A 17,123-nucleotide genomic window follows, 5' to 3' on the forward strand; every position below is an offset into this window, starting at 1 on the left:
TGACAAAAATCAAAATGTTGGGTTTGTTGAAGTCAGACTGAGAGAGGCGGCGCCCGGGCGTGTCTGCCGGAATCGATTTTCCGGGACCGCAGGATGGTGGTTTGGAAGGCAACGGCCTGCGCGCGGGCGTACATGACGGGAAAGACAGCAATGCCGATTGCAGGCAGCGTTGCCGCATGGATCTGCATCGACCAGTCGCAGGGCGCATGCGCCGGATTGCCAGCCGGATCGTCATCGCTGCTTGCGGAAACAGTCTCGATACCGGTTCCGGTACAGATGACAATCTCCATGCCCTCATCGGTAAACCGGGGCATGGTGTGGACCGAGAAAAACGAGAACAGCAGCAGGGGAACGAACAGGGTCGCGACGACCAGTCGTTTCACATCCAGCTCTCTGAGAGTTCTCATCATGCTGAAATCCCTACAGAAAGAATTCCGTCCGACATAGTCGTTTTTTGCAGAAATCCAGTGTTTTGGCAGAGCTTATTGTCCGGGCGTCCGTCAGTCATACCCATGACGAGGTGTTGCGAACGGGTCATATGGCGGGGATTGCAGGGCAACGAGGCTGGTCGCGCCACCTGTTTTCAGGTGTTCTTCGGAAGCAACTTCCACATTCTTCGATAGAAACCTGAATTTGTCGCTGATCGCGGTGCCGAGGGTCTCGGCGCCCGTAAGAAGAGCCACGGAAATGAGTGCTGCAGTAAGGGAGTATTCAATAGCGGTGGCGCCGGATTCGCATTGTGCGGCGCGGGTGCAGAGTACCTTCATCATGGAGGTCCCTTTCAAAACATTGTGCACGCTTCCGGTCCTGCATCGACCGGGCCCGATCAATCATTGACCAGACACGGGAAGGTTGCACGCCCCGCCTTTCAAAACCGTTCACGCCGCTGGTTAACAATGTGCCAAAATGAGACACCGGGTTCATTATGGGCCAACGCGCCTTGTCAGAGCGGCACAGGCCGGCCCAACAAGACGCCGCCGGGAGGCTGTCTCCCGGCAGTGCCAATGGTCTGAAGCATTCCCCGGACTGCAACGCGTGGCTGTCACATCCGCCTGATCTTCATCAGATCCGCGCCGGTGGCGGACTTGAAGGTCACAGTGCGACCGTCGCGAACCAGGATGCGGGTGGTGGCGAGGGCGCGGCGAAGACCGTCTTCAGCCGCCATCTGGCCCTGGCCGGAGCACATCATCTTTGTCTGCATCACCCGTCCGTCGGTGCGGACGCGGCCATCGCGGACCGAGATGCGGACCGAATGACTGTTGCAACCGATCGTCGCGCCGACTATGCCGCGATTGTCGAGCACAAACTGCGCCGCGGTTCCAAACGACCGACCGAGCTGAACCAGGAAGCCATTGTCGGCTGCAATATGGGTGATGCGGTAGGTGCCGACAACATCGCCCAAGTTGAGGCTGGCGCTCTGGGTCGGAGCCTGCGGCGCATCGAGCACGTCGATGAAGCGGAAGATCTCCCAGCCGGATGCCTGATCCGACACCGCCGCGAGATGGGAGCGCGGGCCGACGCCGGCGCGGACGAAACTGCCGCCCGTGTCGCGAAACGCCATTCTGTTGCCCTCAAGCGGGATCCGGACAAAGCGGCTGGCCCGACCGACATCAGGGGCGGCGGCGGCAAGCGTGCCGTTCACCACGGTGACATACTTGCCGGACTGGACCGACTGGAGGAAGACTTCCTCCGCCTTGGCAACCACCTGGGCGGCGAACAGAAAGCTGAGAGCGAGAAAGCTGCGAAGAATGTTTTTCATGGCCGGAACCCCTTGTTGACCATTGAGCGATGCCCTGTTGTGCCGCCACCCGATTGAACCAGCCTTGAACGGCAAATTTATCCGGCATTCATCGGCGTCAGCAAATTTGTAGGATGCAGCTTTAAAAAAGGGAACGCTAAAATGGCAATCGAGCCAGTGGCTTTCGCCACCAGCTCAAGGCGCAGGCAACAACGGGCAATATCCCCAACGACGCAACCGGCCCTGATCAGGTGCTCAACTGCCGCCCGGGGCTCCGGACTTCCTGGCTTTGGACCGTCTCCAGCCGAAGAGACCGCCGTTGCTGGCATCTCGGTGGATCTCTTCCCGTGGTGCTGCCCGAGCTGGAAGTGTTGGCGCCCGCGTGGCTTCGAACATGGCGTTGGCAATCAGGTTCAACATGGCTTGTCTCCTTGTGTAGGAGAACTTTAGGCCGGCCCATTGCATGCCAAAAACGAATTAAAATGCTTGTTATGATCAATTTACGTGATTGGAGGGAGTTGGCGCGATCCCGAAATCGAACGCCCATGGCACATCGTGTGTTCACCCCACAGTGCTTCCCTTATCGAGCAGACCGTGCTCAACGGCGCGGGCGTCTCGGTGATGGAAGCCTTTATCGTTTCCCGAGAGAGTGCGCATTCTCGATGGCCAGCCAAGCTTTCCGCCACTGCCCGAAGTTGCCATGTCAGTACATTACAACAACACGGCCTGCACGCCGCATATTGCAATATTCGCGGATTTTCTCGTGGGGAAATTGGGGAAGCCGCGCGAGGGCTGAGGGAGGTATACGATGGTGCTATCTGGCGCGCCGTTTCACAAACCCATCGAGCATGCATTTCTAGTCAAGCTTGCTTAGCAAGAATTGCAGGGGTACAAAAATGAACTACAATTTATAATTGCGTCATTTTCTTCAACTAACGGAGTTCCGCGCTGATGCCGAGAAAAGAAACTGTGTTATCCGTTTTTGTGGCATCCCCCAGTGACGTGACCGAAGAGCGCGATAAACTTGAAGAAGTGATTAGAGAACTGAATTTGAGCTGGAGCAAAAACCTCGGCCTCCGTCTCGAACTAAATAGGTGGGAAACCCACACTATGCCTGGCCGCGGGCTAGATGCACAAGATGTTATTAATGGTCAAATAGACGACTACGATGTGTTTATCGGCTTGATGTGGCACCGTTTTGGCACTCCAACTGGCCGATATGGATCTGGAACTGTTGAGGAATTCGAAATTGCGAAAGAGAAGATCGAAGATCCTCACAAAAACATTATGTTCTACTTCAGAAGCTCTCCGCCGACCACGATGGATGAAATAGATGGAGATCAGCTCGCACTAGTTCAAAAATTTCGAAAAAGTCTTGGCGACGAGGGGACATATTACTGGCCCTACAGAGATACATCTGCATTCGAAAAATTTATTAGAATTCATCTAACAACGCTCGTTCAAAAATGGAAAATAAACGACGAGAAATCAACAAATTTAAGCATTGCCAGGCCTTTAGAGGATCACCCTACTAAGCCATTAGAAGAAGAAATCGACGATATCGAACCGGGCATATTTGATATATTAGATGAAGTTGAAGACAAGATGCAGAATTCCCAAGATTCTCTTGAACGCTCTGCATCATATCTATCTGAACTAAGTGTCAAATTGAATCAACATACCGACAGCATTAATACCATCAGCAATGGCTCTCAAGCGAACACGAAAGAGGAAAGGCGAAAACTGCGGCGGGTCATATCCAGCACATCTTCAGATATGGACCAGTTTTCAGAGCGATTTGAGGCCGAGATTCCAATTTTTCGCAACAATTTTAACGAATCGATACGGCTTTCCACAATAGCTATTGAATTAGTATCCGATCTCTCTACAGATGAAGAATATAAAAATCAGCTATCTGAATACATTTCCCAGATTGATGAATTTGTTGAAATTATTAACGGAACTTGCGAATCTGCCTTGTCTTTTCGCGACACAATATCGAGCCTTCCAAGGCTAACGGGCGAAATAAACAAATCAAAGCGCAGAATAGTATCCGCGATTGATCTCTTTATGGTTGAAATGCGCTCTGGAGCAAACTTGGCTAAGGAGGCTGCTTCAATTTTTAACAAGTAGTACTAACCCACCCGCTCCACAAACCCATCCAGCACCCGCTTCTGCCCGGCCTTGTCGAAATCGATCGTCAGCTTGTTGCCATCAATTGAAGCAATATTGCCGTTGCCGAATTTGAGGTGGAAGACGCGGTCGCCGATGGAATAGGCGGAAGCCGTGCCTGTCGATCTTGCAACCAGTTCGCCTTCGATGGTGGAGCCGCGCGGGCCGCTTTCACCGTAGGCGATGCGTTCCACCGAATGGCCCGAACGGGTGCCCCAGTTGTCTCTTGCTGCGTCGGTCTTGTTGGCCTGGGCGCGTTTCCAGCCGGGCGTGTTGTAATTGCCGGCAAAAGGCTCTGCCTTGTCAAAGCGCGAGGCGCCGTAGGGGCCGCCGGATTGCCCGCCACCGCCGAAGCGTCCGCCCCGGCCATAGCCACCATAGCCGGTGTCCATTTCGGCCACCTCGACATGGGCCTCGGGCAATTCATCGAGAAAGCGCGAGGGCAGCGTCGATTGCCAGAGCCCGTGAATGCGGCGGTTGGAGACGAACCAGATGTGGCAATAGAGTTTGGCGCGGGTCAGGCCGACATAGGCGAGACGGCGCTCTTCCTCCAGCCCCGACCGGCCGCCTTCATCAAGCGCGCGCTGGTGCGGGAACAGGCCCTCTTCCCAGCCGGGCAGGAACACGGTTTCAAATTCCAGTCCCTTGGCCGAGTGCAGCGTCATGATCGAAACGGCGTCGAGATCCGGGTTGTTGTCGGTGTCCATGACCAGCGCCACGTGCTCGAGAAAAGCGCGCAGCGATTCAAAGCTGGAGATGGTCTCGACCAGTTCCTTCAGGTTTTCGAGCCGGGTCGGCGCATCGGCGGAGCGGTCGTTCTGCCACATCTCGGTGTAGCCGGATTCCTCCAGAATGGTTTCAGCCAGTTCATGACCCGGCGTGGTTTCCATCATGCCCTGCCAGCGGGTGAACATCTCGACCAGATCGCTGAGCGACTTGCGTGGCTTGGGCTTGAGTTCGTCAGTCAGGATCAGGTCGCGGGCAGCGGCCAGCATCGGCACGCCGCGGCCGCGGGAGACATCATGGACCTGGCGCACCGCCGCCTCGCCTAAGCCCCGCTTGGGGACATTGACGATGCGCTCGAAAGCCAGATCGTCGGCGGGCTGGCTGACCACGCGGAAATAGGCCATGGCGTCGCGGATTTCCTGGCGCTCATAAAAGCGCGGTCCGCCGACAACGCGGTAGTTGAGCCCCAGCGTGACGAAGCGTTCCTCAAACTCGCGCATCTGGAACGAGGCGCGAACCAGGATCGCCATGTTGTTGAGCGCGCGGCCCTTGAGCTGCGCCTGCTCGATCTCCTCGCCAATGGCGCGGGCCTCTTCTTCCGAATCCCAGGCGGCATGGACCTGCACGCGCTCGTGGTCAGGATCGGATTGCTCGGTGAACAGCGTCTTGCCGAGCCGGCCCTCATTGTGGGCGATCAGATGGCCGGCCGCACCGAGAATATGTTCGGTGGAGCGGTAGTTGCGCTCAAGCCGGATCACCTTGGCGCCGGGGAAATCCTTCTCGAAGCGCAGGATGTTTTCGACTTCGGCGCCGCGCCAGCCATAGATCGACTGGTCGTCATCGCCGACGCAGCAGATGTTGGGACGCTCCCCCGCAGGCCGCTGGGCGAGCAGTCTCAGCCACATGTATTGCGCGGTGTTGGTGTCCTGATACTCGTCGACCAGGATGAAGCGGAACTTCTTCTGGTATTCCTTGAGCACATCCGGATTGGCGCGGAACATGCGGATCGGCAGGCACAGGAGATCGCCGAAATCGACAGCGTTCAGCGTTTGCAGCCGTTCCTGATAGGCGGTGTAGAGCGCCCTGCCCTTGCCATTGGCAAAGCCGCGGCTGTCACCTTCGGGAATATCCGCAGGGCCAAGCCCCTTGTTCTTCCAGCCGTCGATCATGTTTGCGAACTGGCGCGGCGGCCAGCGCTTGTCGTCGATGCCGTCGGCCTGGATCAGCTGCTTGCAGAGCCGGATCACGTCATCGGTGTCGAGAATGGTGAAATCGGACCTCAGGCCCGCAAGCTCGGCGTGACGGCGCAGAAGCTTGACGCCGATCGAGTGGAAGGTTCCGAGCCAGGGCATGCCCTCGACCGCGCCGCCAACCAGAACGCCGACGCGCTCCTTCATCTCGCGCGCGGCCTTGTTGGTGAATGTCACCGACAGGATCTGCGAGGGATAGGCCAGCCCGAGATTGAGGATATGGGCAATGCGGGTGGTCAGAACCCGTGTCTTGCCGGTGCCCGCGCCCGCCAGCACCAGAACCGGGCCTTCGATGGATTCCACCGCATCGGCCTGCTCGGGATTGAGGCCGGAGATGTAATTGGGCGTTGGCTGGGCAGCACTGCGCGCCTGCTGGCTGGCGGCAAGCGCGCGGGCCGCAATTGAGCCACCAGCACTTGATGCTGGTGGCGTGCGCGGTGCCGGATCGTCGTCGCCGAAAAACGGGATATCATCGTCTGAATTGTTCATACCCGTGAATGTAGTGATTCGGGGCCGAAAGACCAGCAAGCAGCGCAATTTCAGCCCCGAACGCGGGGCGTGCCGGTGTGGGGTTGCAATTCATCCGGGAAATGGCAAAGATTGCTGCACGGCCTGATGCTGCCGGCAATCCGCACCCGAGAAGGGCAAGGCGAAAGCATCACCGATTTCGACAGGTTTCATCCTTCACGGCGAAACCGTCAGCAATGCGGATACTGACCGGGGCTTCGCCGTCGAAAAGGGTTGAAACACTCATGCGCACATATCTGGATTCCAAGGCGATGGCGAAAGCCATGCGCGAGCGGCTGGCTGAAAAGGGCATCAACATCGCCCACAGCGAGGCGCTGGAGATCGTCGCCCGGCAATTCGGGCTGGACACCTGGAACATACTGTCCGCCCGGATTGATGCTGCAACGAACGGGGCATCGGGATCAGCAGCGGAAGCCGAACTGCGGTTCGAAGGCGCGACGCCGATCTTCCGCATCTTCGATGTCGACAAGGCGCGGGAATACTATCTCGGGTTTTTGGGCATGACCGTGGACTGGGAGCACCGTCATGCACCGGATCTGCCGCTCTACATGCAGGTCTCGCGCGGTGGGTTGAAACTGCATCTGAGCGAACACTCGGGCGACGCAACGCCAGGCGCCAATGCCCTGGTTTTCTGCAGGGGTGTGGCGGCGTTGCACAGGGAACTGGCTGACAAGAACTACAGCTACAACCGGCCGGGCCTTGAACAACAGGACTGGGGCGCGGAAATGCAAGTGATTGACCCGTTCGGCAACCGGCTTAGGTTTACCGAACGCAAAGACGGATAGCGTTCATCCCCACACCCTCGCGGTGCTATCGCGAGGGTGTGAATGTGAGCTAGACTACTGCAGAACCGAGGATGACGGTCGCATGGATCACAAGCGTTTTCTGGCCAGCCTGTCTGCCGAGCAGTGCCGGGAACTGACCGAGACATCAGACGCGCGCGGGCTGATGCAACTGGCACTCCACCTGGGCGCCATCGGCGTGATGGCGGCATTGATCGTGGCGCGGGTGCCGTTCTGGCCGCTGTTTATGCTGCCGCAGGGCATCCTCCTGGTGTTCCTGTTCACGCTGCTGCACGAGGCCAGCCATCAGACCCCGTTCCGCTCTCGATGGCTCAACACGGCTGCAGCCCATGTCAGCGGATTTGTGATCTTTCTGCCGCCGCGCTGGTTCCGCTATTTCCATTTCGCCCATCACCGGTTTACGCAAATGCCCGGCAAGGACCCTGAACTGGCGTCCCCGAAGCCCGAAAGCTGGGGCCAGTATCTGCTTCATATCTCTGGCATTCCGGTCTGGATCGACCATCTGGGAACAATCATGCGCCATGCCGCCGGGCGCTGCCATGACGATTTCGTCCCGCACGCCAAACGCCCGATGGTGCGGCGCGAGGCATGGACGATGATCGGCGTCTATCTCGTCCTGCTTGCTGGCAGCATTGCGTCCGGCAGCACGGTGCTGGTCTTCATCTGGTTGATTCCTATGCTGCTGGGCCAGCCGTTCCTAAGGCTCTACCTGATGGCCGAGCATGGTCGCTGCGCCTATGTTGCCAACATGCTGGAGAATACGCGCACCACCTTCACCAATGCACTGGTGCGGCGGCTGGCCTGGAACATGCCCTATCACGCAGAACATCATTCCTATCCGGCGGTGCCGTTTCACAGGCTGCCGGATCTGCACAAGCTGGCGGCGGAGCATTTGGTCGAGACCGAGCCAGGCTACACGCATTTTCATAGGAGATACGCGCCCGCGATGAACCGCGATGTGGAGGCCAAGCAGTAGGAGCCGATTGAAGGCTCACCATTCCGCCACCTCACGTTACATCGCGCGGTATTTCGCCTCGCCGATCGCGGCAGACACAAGCGCCTTGGGTGCCCGGGAGCGGCGGTACTGCAGCGCCACGACCTTGTAGCCGCCGGCCTGCAATTGCGACAGCAGCGAGGGAAGCATGGCCGCTGTGCGTGCATGGATATCATGCATCAGGATGATGCCTTTGCGCCGGGCGCGAACACTTGCCATGGTGCGGTCGGCAATGGCTTGGGGGCTCGATTTGAAATAGTCCTTGGAATCGATATCGACATCGAGAATGACAAGACCTCGATTGGCAGCAGCACTCCGCAGCGCGCCGGTATCAGCCAGATAGGGGAAGCGGAAGAAGCCGACCTGGGTGCCTGTTGCCCGGGCGACCGCCGTATTCCCATTGGCTATGTCATCAAGCGCGCGTGTATAGCCCGCGGCTGCCAGGTTGGCGTGGTTGTAGGTATGTCCGCCAATGGAATGGCCGTGATTGATAACCCTTGCCGCAACCGCCGGGTAGCTGCTCGCCATCTGGCCGACCATCAGGAAGGTTGCCTTGACGCCGTACCGGCTCAGGATATCCAGAACCCTGTCGGTCTTGCCGGGCATCGGTCCGTCGTCAAAGGTCAGGATGACCTCCTTGTCGTGCAACTGGATCTCGGAAATCGAAGCCACACTCAAACTGCGTCCGGCCAATGGCCCGGAGCTTTTGTCAAATGTGGAAAACGGCGGCGCGTCCTGATTGCGGCCAAGAATTGATTGCTTGCCGACAACCGGCACATAAGCCGTTTTCGTGGCTTCCACGCTGGAAGGAGGCTTTGACGCACAACCGGCCGTAGCCAGGCAGACAAGGGCGCAAACGAAGGCAAGACGCGAAACCATGGCTCACTCAACTCATAACAGTGACGTTGCCAGATTTTCGCTGATTATGGTTAACCGAGCGTTGACGAGCCCAGGCTTTGCACCTTTGAAGAGAGATCGACGGCTGACTCCTTCAACAGTCAGCACGAGATCACACGCAGACAGAGCCTCAAGTGAACGATTGGCATCTTCGCGAATTGGGAAATGCAGGCGTGCCCCGCATCAGCCACAGCACTTCTTGTATTTCTTGCCCGAGCCGCAGGGGCACGGGTCGTTGCGGCCGATGCGGGCCGGGGCTGAAACGCGCGGTGCTGCGTCACGATCCCAATAGAGCCAGCGCCCATCGACGCCGCGGAATTGCGAGGTCTCTGTGAGTGCCGCTTCCTCTCCGTTGTGGCGATAGCGGGCGATGAAGCTGACCGTGCCTTCGCTGTCACCCTCCCTGCCCTTCCTGGTCCCGACAATCTCAAGCCCGAGCCACTGGGTGCCCAGTTGCGAGGCTTCGGCTTCCGCACGGTTGAAGACAAGTGCCGCAGGTCCGCCGGCGGTCGCCTCGATGTAATCGAGCTCGCCGAGCGCATAGGCCGCGTAGCGTGAGCGCATCAATGCCTCAGCCGTCGGCGCAAGCGTGCCCACGTGGTAGCGGCCGCAACAGGCAGGGTAGTCAAGCTTTGAGCCGCAGGGGCAAAGGGACATAGGATCAGGTCCTTGGCGCTTGGTTAGCGTGGTTTGCGGAGCATCAGCTGCGGTACTGGAAATCCGGCATCACATCCAGAATGTCGAGCTTGCGCATCATGTCCTTGTCGAATTTTCCCGACACGGAAAGTTGGGCGAAGCCGTGCACCAGGCTCCAGAGCATCATCTGGGCACGCAGATCGGCGTCGGGCTTGTCCGACTTGTCCCAATCCAGACCCTCGGACGCATCGCGCAGAATGACAAAGCTAGCTGTGACCTGAGCCAGCAGTTCCGGGTCGCCGCTGTTGGTCTTGTGTTTGGAAAACATCAGCTCATAGAGCGCCGGATGTGCCAGGGCGAATTCCACATAGCCCTGAAACGCGGCATTGCGGCGTTCGATCCGCGAGGCGTCTTCGCTGAGATCGCGCTGCATATGGGCGGTCAGCTGCTGGTAGCCACGCGCGGCAATTGCCGTCAGCAATCCGGCCAGATTGCCAAAATGGTTCTTTGGCGCGGTGTGGCTGACGCCGGCGCGTTCGGCGCAATTTCTTAGCGACAGGCCGGCAAGGCCCTGCTCCCTGAGAATATCCAGCCCCGATGTGATCAGGGTCTCCTTGAGATTGCCGTGGTGATAGGTCTTTGCGGTTGACATCAACAACTTATCCAACAAAATATTTCCACTGTAAATATCTCCTTGACAGCGCAGAACGTCGCAGGCATTTATATTTCCACTGGAAACATTCATGCCCCAGGAGGCACTCATGGCTGCGCGGACACCCCCTGTCACCAAACATTACACCGAACTGGTCAAGGGCTTCCCCTCAATGGCCGGCAAGACCGTGATGATCACCGGATCGACCTCGGGCATGGGGATGGTTCTGGCCAAGACCTGCGGCGAACTGGGCGCAAAGGTCGTTATGCTGAACCGCGCCTCGGAGCGTGCGAACAAGGCCTTGAAAGCCCTCACTGACAAGGGCCTTGATGCGACGCTTGTGGCTTGCGATCTGTCGAGTTTTGCCAGCGTTCGCGCCGCGGGCGAAGCCTTGCGGGCGCAATTTGGCGAAACCGGCTGCGATGTCCTGTGCAACAATGCCGGGATCATGGGCACGCCGGACCGGGCAACCAAGGACGGGTTTGACGAGCAGATGCAGGCCAATCACCTGTCGCATTTCCTTTTGACCCACGAGGTCTGGCCGCTGCTCGAGAAGGCGGCAGAACTGCGCGGCGAAGCCCGCGTGGTCAACCATTCCTCCGGAGCGCGTAACCGGCCGAACAAGCCGCTGATGGCGAAATATCTGCAGGCAAACGGCGGCAATCTGGGTGGCGACGGTTTTCCCGGCATGGACAAATGGGTGCGCTACCAGCAGAGCAAGCTCGCCAACCTGATGTTCACCTATGCGCTTGATGACCATGCCAGGGAGCGGGAGGGCAACCGGATCAAGATCTATTGCGCGCACCCCGGCGCCACGGACAGCGGCCTGCAAGGCAAGACCAAGACAGCCGGCGGAGATCGCTGGCTTGACCGCTACGTGCTCTGGTCGACGCTCAAAATTGCCCAGACAGTAGAGGACGGGACCTGCGGTCTCGCCCGCTGCTGCTGCGAGCAGGATCTGCCAAGCGGGAGCTTTCTGGGCCCGGATGCCAAGACCAAGCTTGCTCCCGCCCTGCTGCTACCGCCGGAACGCAATTCATCAGCCGAAAAACTGCTGTGGGATGAAAGCATGAAGGCGGTCGGGCTTAGCACGTTCTTCCACTGAGGGTCAGGCGACCCAAGCTTATCAGGCCCAATGCTGGTTCTAGAACCAGCCCTTGCGCTTGAACCAGAGATATGGGCCGAGCGCCGAGGCTGCCATCACCGCAAGTGCGATCGGATAGGCCCAGGGCTGGTTGAGCTCTGGCATGTCCTGGAAGTTCATGCCGTAGACGGTGCCGATGAAGGTCGGGGGCAGGAATACCATCGAGCCGACCGAAAGCACCTTCATCACCTGGTTCTGCTGCACTGAAATCAGACCAAGCGAGGCGTCGAGCAGGAAGACAATGTTTTCCGAGATGAAATCGGCATGCTCGGACAGCGACTGGATGTCGCCGGCAATGGCACGACAGCGCTGCTTGAGCGCCTTGTCGCTGGCGATTTCCGGCAACGTCTGCAGAAAACCGGCAACCCGGCTAAGCGACATCAGGCTTTCGCGCACCTTGGCAATGGTGCGCTGGTGACTGGCGATGACACTGAGCGTGGCTTCCAGATCGCGTGTGACGGCCTCGGGATTTTTGACAGCACCGCGGGAAAACACCTCCGTCGAAAGGGTATCGATTCGGCGCGAGCGGCTTTCCAGCACCTCGGCGCAACGGTCGATCATCGCCTCGATCAGACGGGTGAGCACATCGCGGCCATCGTGGCCGCAGAATTCGCGTTCGGCGTTGGTCGCGAAAACGGCGAAGGCCTTGGGCTCGGCATAACGGATGGTGACCAGCCGCTGGCCCGCCAGCACAAAGCCGATGTCGGCGATTTCGGCAAAATCGGTTTCCGATTTCCAGACCACGCTGGCCGTCAGGTAGGCGGCGCCGTTTTCAATGTAGAGCCGGCTTGAGGGTTCGATGTCGCGCAATTCATCGCGGCTTGGAACCTCGACGCCAATCAGCCTCTCGACCTGAGCCTCTTCCTGTGGTGTCGGGTGAACCAGATCCGCCCAGCACACCGTTTCAGGCAACGCCGCCTCGCCTGCTTCGGGCGTGACCAGAGAGATGCCATGAGGGTCAAACAGCCGGATCATTGTCTATTGACCGGGTTTGCTTGCGTCGAAAGCGTCATCAACCGGGACCTGCAGCGCGGTCGCCAACTGGTTGGTCTTGCCTGCCAGCCCGATGATGGCGAGCAATTCGCCGTACTGTTCTCCGGTCATGCCCTTGGCGCGCGCCGCTGCCGTGTGGGAATGAATGCAATAGGTGCAGTTGTTTGCGACCGAAACGGCGATGTAGATCATCTCCTTGGTCAGCGGATCGATCGAGGATGGCGTGCTGACCACTTCCTTCACTTCCGTCCAGGTCCGCTCGAGCAGACCAGGATCCAGGGCCAGCCAGCGCCACATATTGTTGATGAAATCGGTTCCGCGAGTCTTGCGGATGTCGTCGAAAACCGCCTTGACGCGAGCATCGGCTTCAAGGTCGGGGCGAGGCAATTGAGTGGTCACGTGATGATATCCCTGTTGTGTTGGAGGCAGTGAGCATGATTACGCCTGTTGGACAAGCAGGCCACACAAGATTGCGAATATCAGTTGCTCGTTGTTCTCGACCATAATGTGGTGACGTCGCCCTCGCTTGCAGGGAGTGTAAAATCCTCGCTGGCGCGATTTCTCTTCAGTGCATTGGCTGCAGTACCGAAGGCCTGAATATTTACCACTCGTTCACCTTATCCGGGCGGGCAGACGCCAGCTTCGCTTCAGGTAACTTGTTTATGGTCGCCATGATACTCATAGTGCTGTGGAATTCGGGGCTTGCTTTGTTGCGCCAAATCTAACGGCAGTGTGACTGGGCTATTTGCGGTTGGTATGCAGTTCGAAACGGGCAACCCGATCATCTATCGGTTTACCCAGAAATTTAGGGGTGAACCGCCATTTTTTGGCCGTCCACACATACTAAATTACAAATATCGCGTATGCATACGGATGGAAATCGGGAGAACGACCATGGCAGACAAACCAACCGTCACTCAGGCCATGATCCAGGCTTATGACGACTACACTCACCTGACGCTGGACCGCCGCGGTTTCATGGACAAGCTGACCAAGCTGGCAGGCTCTGGAGCTGCGGCTGCGGCAATTGCGCCGCTGCTGGCCGCCAACAGCGCGCATGCAGCAATTGTTCCCCCGAGTGACAAGCGGGTGGCGACGTCTGACGTCAGGTTCCTGGGCGAAACCGGCGTGATGGGCGGATATCTTGCCATACCCGCCTTCGCAACCGAACCAGTGCCCGGAATCCTGGTGATGCACGAAAACCGCGGCCTTAATGACCATATGCGCGACATCGCGCGGCGGCTGGCGCTTGAAGGTTACGCCGCATTGGCCGTCGACTTTCTCTCGCCTCTTGGCGGCACGCCGTCCGACGAGGACACGGCACGGGAAATGGTCAGCGAGCTGAAAAATCCGGAGACCATAGCCAATGCGGTGGCAGCACGGGCCTGGCTGGCAGGGCACCCGAGAACCACCGACCGGGTTGCCGCCATCGGGTTCTGCTGGGGCGGCGGACTTGTCAATGATCTGGCGGTGGCTGATCCGGAGTTGCGTGCAGGCATTGTCTATTACGGCCGCCAGCCCGCCACCAAGGATGTTCCCGCAATCAAGGCTGCGATGCTGCTGCACTACGCAGGCCTGGACGAGCGCATCAACGCCGGTCTTCAGGCCTACCGAGCTGCGCTGCTGACCAATGACAAAGTGTTTGGCATTCATGTCTATCCGCGGGTCAACCACGCGTTCAACAATGACACCTCTGCGGCACGCTACAACAAGGAAGCTGCGGATCTCGCCTGGTCACGGACGCTTGCCTTCCTGAAGGGCACAATGTTCTGATCTGACGGTTTGTTGTCACACCAATCTGTCATGATGACCGAACGCATACTTATCGGCGGATAACGCCTGAAAATCAGCTATCTGCCGCTTGCCTTGGCCAAACCTCACGTTTACGCTTACGTTAACGTCATACATTCGGAGGATTTCCCTTGAACGATCTCGTCTCTCGCATTGCCACCAATGTCGGCATCGATCCCGAAACCGCAGCCAAGGCGATCGGCGCCATTCTGGAGTTCCTGCAGTCGGAAGGCCCTGCCGACAAGGTCAAGGAAATGCTGGCATCCGTGCCGGGCTCCGCAGACCTTATCGCCCAGGCGCCAAGCGGCGGCATGCTGTCGATGGGCGGCGTCATGGGACTGGGCCAGAAGCTGATGGGCCTTGGTCTTGGCATGGGTGAAATTTCCAGCGTTGCCAAGGAAACCATGGGCTACGCCCGTGAAAACGGCGCAGGCGATTCCATCGACGAAATCGTCGCTGCTATCCCCGGCCTATCGCAGTTCGTCTGACACGGCTAGACACTGCAGGCATTTACCCAACTTGAAAAACCCGGCGGTCCGAACCGCCGGGTTTTTTCGCGCTTTGTAGCGCGCGGATCAGTCCTGGCCGGTCTTGATCTTCACATTGGCAAAGGTCACCTCGCAGCCATCGGCAAAGCGGTTACCGTTCTTCTTGTCGTGGCGCATGAAGGTCGGGGCTGCGAACTTGACATGCAGCTTGTAGGTGCCATCCCCCGGAACTTTCCAGTTGCGGCCGTAATGATAGAGATAGGGATGCCATAGTAGCGGCAGCTCGTGCGTACCCACGTCCGAGCCGTCGGGTGCGGTCAGCGTTGCCTCGATTTTCAGTGAAGGGATCAGCCGGCCGTCGGCGGCGTCTCGCACTGCGATCTCGACATGGGCGTTCTCTTCATCGGGCTCTTTCCAGACGAGCTTTCCGTCCGGACCTGGTTCATACATTCCCTCGGCCTCTTCCACCGCATAGGCGACCAGATATTCACCGACCTGAACCTCGCCACCATCATGGGCGATTTCATCGGTCATGTGCTTGAGAGTGCGGGTCAGAGCATCGCCCTGCGCAAGGCCCAGTTCGAGGCCCTTGCGGTCACCTTCGTCGCTGGCGGTAAGCGGATTGGTGTTTGCTTTGGCTTGCATGGCGCGTCTCCTCGTTGCTGTTTTTGATCTCCTTCAGTAACGCGAGGGGAGCCGAGATGTTCCGCCGGGACCTTGCTACCGGTTCGCTGGATCAATGTGCTTGAACTGCGCGAGGCTATGGAACTTGAACCAGGCCAGCCTGGTCTGCGCAGCAAGCCCCACCTGTCCCATAACGGCACAGATGGGTCTGGCACGGTTGTTGCAACCTTCCGCACATGAGCAAGAACCATCCCGTTTTGAGCCGCCGCAACCTTCTCTTGAGCCTTGCAGGAGCAAGTGCGGCCAGTCTTCTCGCCCCTTCGGCAGTTACCAGGGCCGTATCGGGAGATCTGTTCAGCCAGATTGACCTGCGGGGCGGGCATGATGCCGATCTCGCCGGCCTGCTGCCCGACGCGGTGGACGACCAGAGCCGCCGGTTCCAGAGCGCCATCGATGACGCAGCTGCCGCTGGCCGGATCCTGCGGTTGCCACCGGGCAGCTTCGTTATATCCAATATCGACCTGCCGGACGGAACCCGGATCATGGGTGTGCCCGGTGCAACGCGGCTGATCTATGGCGGGCGCGGCCATTTCATGCTGGCCGAAGGTGCACGGCGGATCGAACTGTCCGGCCTGGTACTGGACGGCGCTAACCAGCGGCTTGGCGGGCATGTCTCCGCGCTTTTGCATCTGCGCGGCGTCAGCGAAGCAGTGATCGAGGACATGGCGGTTGCCGGAGCGGACGGCCACGGCATCACGCTTGAGGCCTGCGCCGGGCGGATCAATCATTCCGAGATTTCCGGTGCACGGCTGGCTGGGATCTATGCCATTGAAAGCCGCGGGCTTGCGATCACCCGCAATGTCGTGCGTGACTGCGCCAATGGGGGCATTCTGGTGCACCGCTGGTCGGTGGGCGAAGACGCCACGCTGATTGACGGCAACCGGGTGATGCGGATTTCGGCGCGCGCCGGGGGCACCGGTCAGAACGGCAACGGCATCAACATCTTTCGCGCCGGCAACGTTATGGTGACCAACAATCTTGTGTCGGATTGCGCATTCTCGGCGATCCGGGCCAATTCGGCCAGCAACATCCAGATCGTCTCGAACCAGGCGATCCGTTCGGGCGAGACAGCGATCTACGCGGAATTCTCGTTTCAGGGTGCGGTGATTGCGTCGAACCTGATTGATGGCGGCACCGTGGGTGTGTCGGTTGCCAATTTCAACGAGGGCGGCCGGTTGGCTGCGATTACCGGCAACATCATCCGCAACCTGTCGACACAAGGCCCCTACTCGGCCGAATATGCCGGGTTCGGCATCGGCATGGCGATCGAGGCGGATGCTGCGGTCTCGGGCAATGTCATCGAGGGCGCCCCTAAATGGGGTGTGCTGATGGGCTGGGGACCGTTCCTGCGTTCGGTCAACTTCACCGGCAACACCATCCGCGATTGCGGCGCGGGTGTTGCCGTCTCGGTGGTCGAGGGCGCGGGAGCGGCCTTGATCTCGGGCAACATGTTCGACGCCACACCCGGCGGCGCCATCATTGGCTGCCGCTGGAACGAGGTGGTGACCAAGGATCTGGCAAAGACCGGCGCGGGTCAATTTACGCATCTGACACTTGAGCGGAATGCAGTGGCCTGAGGGGCTGGGCCGCTTGGCTTCGCCATCCCGAGCGAGGCGTCGAGGGTTCA

At 58.9% G+C, this 17,123-nt stretch carries 16 protein-coding genes and 1 pseudogene; 7 read left to right on the forward strand and 10 right to left on the reverse strand.

Going from position 1 to position 17,123, the window contains the following annotated elements; translation table 11 throughout:
* Positions 1-32: 32 nt before the first annotated feature.
* The 3 genes and pseudogenes from WNZ14_RS17580 to WNZ14_RS17590 form a co-directional block, all read right to left on the reverse strand.
* Positions 33-410 (reverse strand): hypothetical protein, encoded by a 378-nt coding sequence (locus WNZ14_RS17580; RefSeq protein WP_342869911.1) that lies wholly within the window; start codon positions 408-410, stop codon positions 33-35.
* Between the two features lie 207 nt (positions 411-617).
* Positions 618-767: pseudogene (locus WNZ14_RS17585) on the reverse strand (Flp family type IVb pilin); the annotation flags it as partial.
* 275 nt (positions 768-1,042) lie between these two features.
* Complete coding sequence (locus WNZ14_RS17590; protein WP_342869912.1) at positions 1,043-1,759, reverse strand: META domain-containing protein; 717 nt, start codon at positions 1,757-1,759, stop codon at positions 1,043-1,045.
* Between the two features lie 930 nt (positions 1,760-2,689).
* On the opposite strand from WNZ14_RS17590, the gene WNZ14_RS17595 reads away from it, so the two are divergent.
* Complete coding sequence (locus WNZ14_RS17595) at positions 2,690-3,871, forward strand: DUF4062 domain-containing protein (protein ID WP_342869913.1); 1,182 nt, start codon at positions 2,690-2,692, stop codon at positions 3,869-3,871.
* A gap of 2 nt (positions 3,872-3,873) precedes the next feature.
* On the opposite strand, the gene WNZ14_RS17600 is transcribed toward WNZ14_RS17595, so the two are convergent.
* On the reverse strand, positions 3,874-6,375 hold the full coding sequence (locus tag WNZ14_RS17600) for a UvrD-helicase domain-containing protein (protein ID WP_342869914.1): 2,502 nt from the start codon (positions 6,373-6,375) through the stop codon (positions 3,874-3,876).
* A gap of 263 nt (positions 6,376-6,638) precedes the next feature.
* On the opposite strand from WNZ14_RS17600, the gene WNZ14_RS17605 reads away from it, so the two are divergent.
* Both WNZ14_RS17605 and WNZ14_RS17610 read left to right on the forward strand, forming a co-directional pair.
* Entirely contained in the window at positions 6,639-7,199 is a 561-nt protein-coding gene (locus WNZ14_RS17605; protein WP_342869915.1) for a glyoxalase superfamily protein, read from the forward strand.
* 82 nt (positions 7,200-7,281) lie between these two features.
* Positions 7,282-8,193 (forward strand): fatty acid desaturase family protein, encoded by a 912-nt coding sequence (locus tag WNZ14_RS17610; RefSeq protein WP_342869916.1) that lies wholly within the window; start codon positions 7,282-7,284, stop codon positions 8,191-8,193.
* 36 nt (positions 8,194-8,229) lie between these two features.
* On the opposite strand, the gene WNZ14_RS17615 is transcribed toward WNZ14_RS17610, so the two are convergent.
* From WNZ14_RS17615 to WNZ14_RS17625, 3 genes are all read right to left on the reverse strand, one after another.
* Complete coding sequence (locus tag WNZ14_RS17615; RefSeq protein WP_342869917.1) at positions 8,230-9,090, reverse strand: polysaccharide deacetylase family protein; 861 nt, start codon at positions 9,088-9,090, stop codon at positions 8,230-8,232.
* Positions 9,091-9,291: 201 nt separating this feature from the next.
* Complete coding sequence (locus WNZ14_RS17620) at positions 9,292-9,765, reverse strand: YchJ family protein (RefSeq protein WP_342869918.1); 474 nt, start codon at positions 9,763-9,765, stop codon at positions 9,292-9,294.
* 43 nt (positions 9,766-9,808) lie between these two features.
* Positions 9,809-10,396: a TetR/AcrR family transcriptional regulator gene (locus WNZ14_RS17625; RefSeq protein WP_342869919.1), complete on the reverse strand. Its 588-nt coding sequence runs from the start codon at positions 10,394-10,396 to the stop codon at positions 9,809-9,811.
* Between the two features lie 109 nt (positions 10,397-10,505).
* Between WNZ14_RS17625 and WNZ14_RS17630 the strand changes: the two genes are divergently transcribed.
* A complete protein-coding gene (locus WNZ14_RS17630) occupies positions 10,506-11,501 on the forward strand; it encodes an SDR family NAD(P)-dependent oxidoreductase (protein ID WP_342869920.1) in 996 nt (331 codons plus the stop codon).
* A 39-nt stretch (positions 11,502-11,540) separates the two neighbouring features.
* On the opposite strand, the gene WNZ14_RS17635 is transcribed toward WNZ14_RS17630, so the two are convergent.
* Positions 11,541-12,515 (reverse strand): magnesium transporter CorA family protein, encoded by a 975-nt coding sequence (locus WNZ14_RS17635; RefSeq protein WP_342869921.1) that lies wholly within the window; start codon positions 12,513-12,515, stop codon positions 11,541-11,543.
* A 3-nt stretch (positions 12,516-12,518) separates the two neighbouring features.
* Positions 12,519-12,932, reverse strand: a complete 414-nt coding sequence (locus tag WNZ14_RS17640) for a carboxymuconolactone decarboxylase family protein (protein WP_342869922.1) — start codon at positions 12,930-12,932, stop codon at positions 12,519-12,521.
* A 495-nt stretch (positions 12,933-13,427) separates the two neighbouring features.
* On the opposite strand from WNZ14_RS17640, the gene WNZ14_RS17645 reads away from it, so the two are divergent.
* Both WNZ14_RS17645 and WNZ14_RS17650 read left to right on the forward strand, forming a co-directional pair.
* Positions 13,428-14,306, forward strand: coding sequence for a dienelactone hydrolase family protein (locus tag WNZ14_RS17645; RefSeq protein WP_342869923.1), 879 nt, complete (start codon positions 13,428-13,430; stop codon positions 14,304-14,306).
* Between the two features lie 149 nt (positions 14,307-14,455).
* A complete protein-coding gene (locus tag WNZ14_RS17650) occupies positions 14,456-14,812 on the forward strand; it encodes a DUF2267 domain-containing protein (RefSeq protein WP_342869924.1) in 357 nt (118 codons plus the stop codon).
* Positions 14,813-14,899: 87 nt separating this feature from the next.
* Here WNZ14_RS17650 and WNZ14_RS17655 read toward each other — a convergent pair whose 3' ends face one another.
* Entirely contained in the window at positions 14,900-15,457 is a 558-nt protein-coding gene (locus WNZ14_RS17655; protein ID WP_342869925.1) for an iron transporter, read from the reverse strand.
* Between the two features lie 215 nt (positions 15,458-15,672).
* On the opposite strand from WNZ14_RS17655, the gene WNZ14_RS17660 reads away from it, so the two are divergent.
* Positions 15,673-17,073 (forward strand): TIGR03808 family TAT-translocated repetitive protein, encoded by a 1,401-nt coding sequence (locus tag WNZ14_RS17660; protein WP_342869926.1) that lies wholly within the window; start codon positions 15,673-15,675, stop codon positions 17,071-17,073.
* Positions 17,074-17,123 lie beyond the last annotated feature (50 nt).

The organism is Hoeflea sp. AS60, assembly GCF_038900115.1.
GTDB lineage: Bacteria > Pseudomonadota > Alphaproteobacteria > Rhizobiales > Rhizobiaceae > Hoeflea.

Excerpts from the sequence above, each read along its gene's own strand:
- WNZ14_RS17580 (WP_342869911.1), bottom strand. The coding sequence starts at position 410 with ATGATGAGAACTCTCAGAGAGCTGGATGTGAAACGACTGGTCGTCGCG.
- WNZ14_RS17590 (WP_342869912.1), bottom strand. The coding sequence starts at position 1,759 with ATGAAAAACATTCTTCGCAGCTTTCTCGCTCTCAGCTTTCTGTTCGCC.
- WNZ14_RS17595 (WP_342869913.1), top strand. The coding sequence starts at position 2,690 with ATGCCGAGAAAAGAAACTGTGTTATCCGTTTTTGTGGCATCCCCCAGT.
- WNZ14_RS17600 (WP_342869914.1), bottom strand. The coding sequence starts at position 6,375 with ATGAACAATTCAGACGATGATATCCCGTTTTTCGGCGACGACGATCCG.
- WNZ14_RS17605 (WP_342869915.1), top strand. The coding sequence starts at position 6,639 with ATGCGCACATATCTGGATTCCAAGGCGATGGCGAAAGCCATGCGCGAG.
- WNZ14_RS17610 (WP_342869916.1), top strand. The coding sequence starts at position 7,282 with ATGGATCACAAGCGTTTTCTGGCCAGCCTGTCTGCCGAGCAGTGCCGG.
- WNZ14_RS17615 (WP_342869917.1), bottom strand. The coding sequence starts at position 9,090 with ATGGTTTCGCGTCTTGCCTTCGTTTGCGCCCTTGTCTGCCTGGCTACG.
- WNZ14_RS17620 (WP_342869918.1), bottom strand. The coding sequence starts at position 9,765 with ATGTCCCTTTGCCCCTGCGGCTCAAAGCTTGACTACCCTGCCTGTTGC.
- WNZ14_RS17625 (WP_342869919.1), bottom strand. The coding sequence starts at position 10,396 with ATGTCAACCGCAAAGACCTATCACCACGGCAATCTCAAGGAGACCCTG.
- WNZ14_RS17630 (WP_342869920.1), top strand. The coding sequence starts at position 10,506 with ATGGCTGCGCGGACACCCCCTGTCACCAAACATTACACCGAACTGGTC.
- WNZ14_RS17635 (WP_342869921.1), bottom strand. The coding sequence starts at position 12,515 with ATGATCCGGCTGTTTGACCCTCATGGCATCTCTCTGGTCACGCCCGAA.
- WNZ14_RS17645 (WP_342869923.1), top strand. The coding sequence starts at position 13,428 with ATGGCAGACAAACCAACCGTCACTCAGGCCATGATCCAGGCTTATGAC.
- WNZ14_RS17655 (WP_342869925.1), bottom strand. The coding sequence starts at position 15,457 with ATGCAAGCCAAAGCAAACACCAATCCGCTTACCGCCAGCGACGAAGGT.
- WNZ14_RS17660 (WP_342869926.1), top strand. The coding sequence starts at position 15,673 with ATGAGCAAGAACCATCCCGTTTTGAGCCGCCGCAACCTTCTCTTGAGC.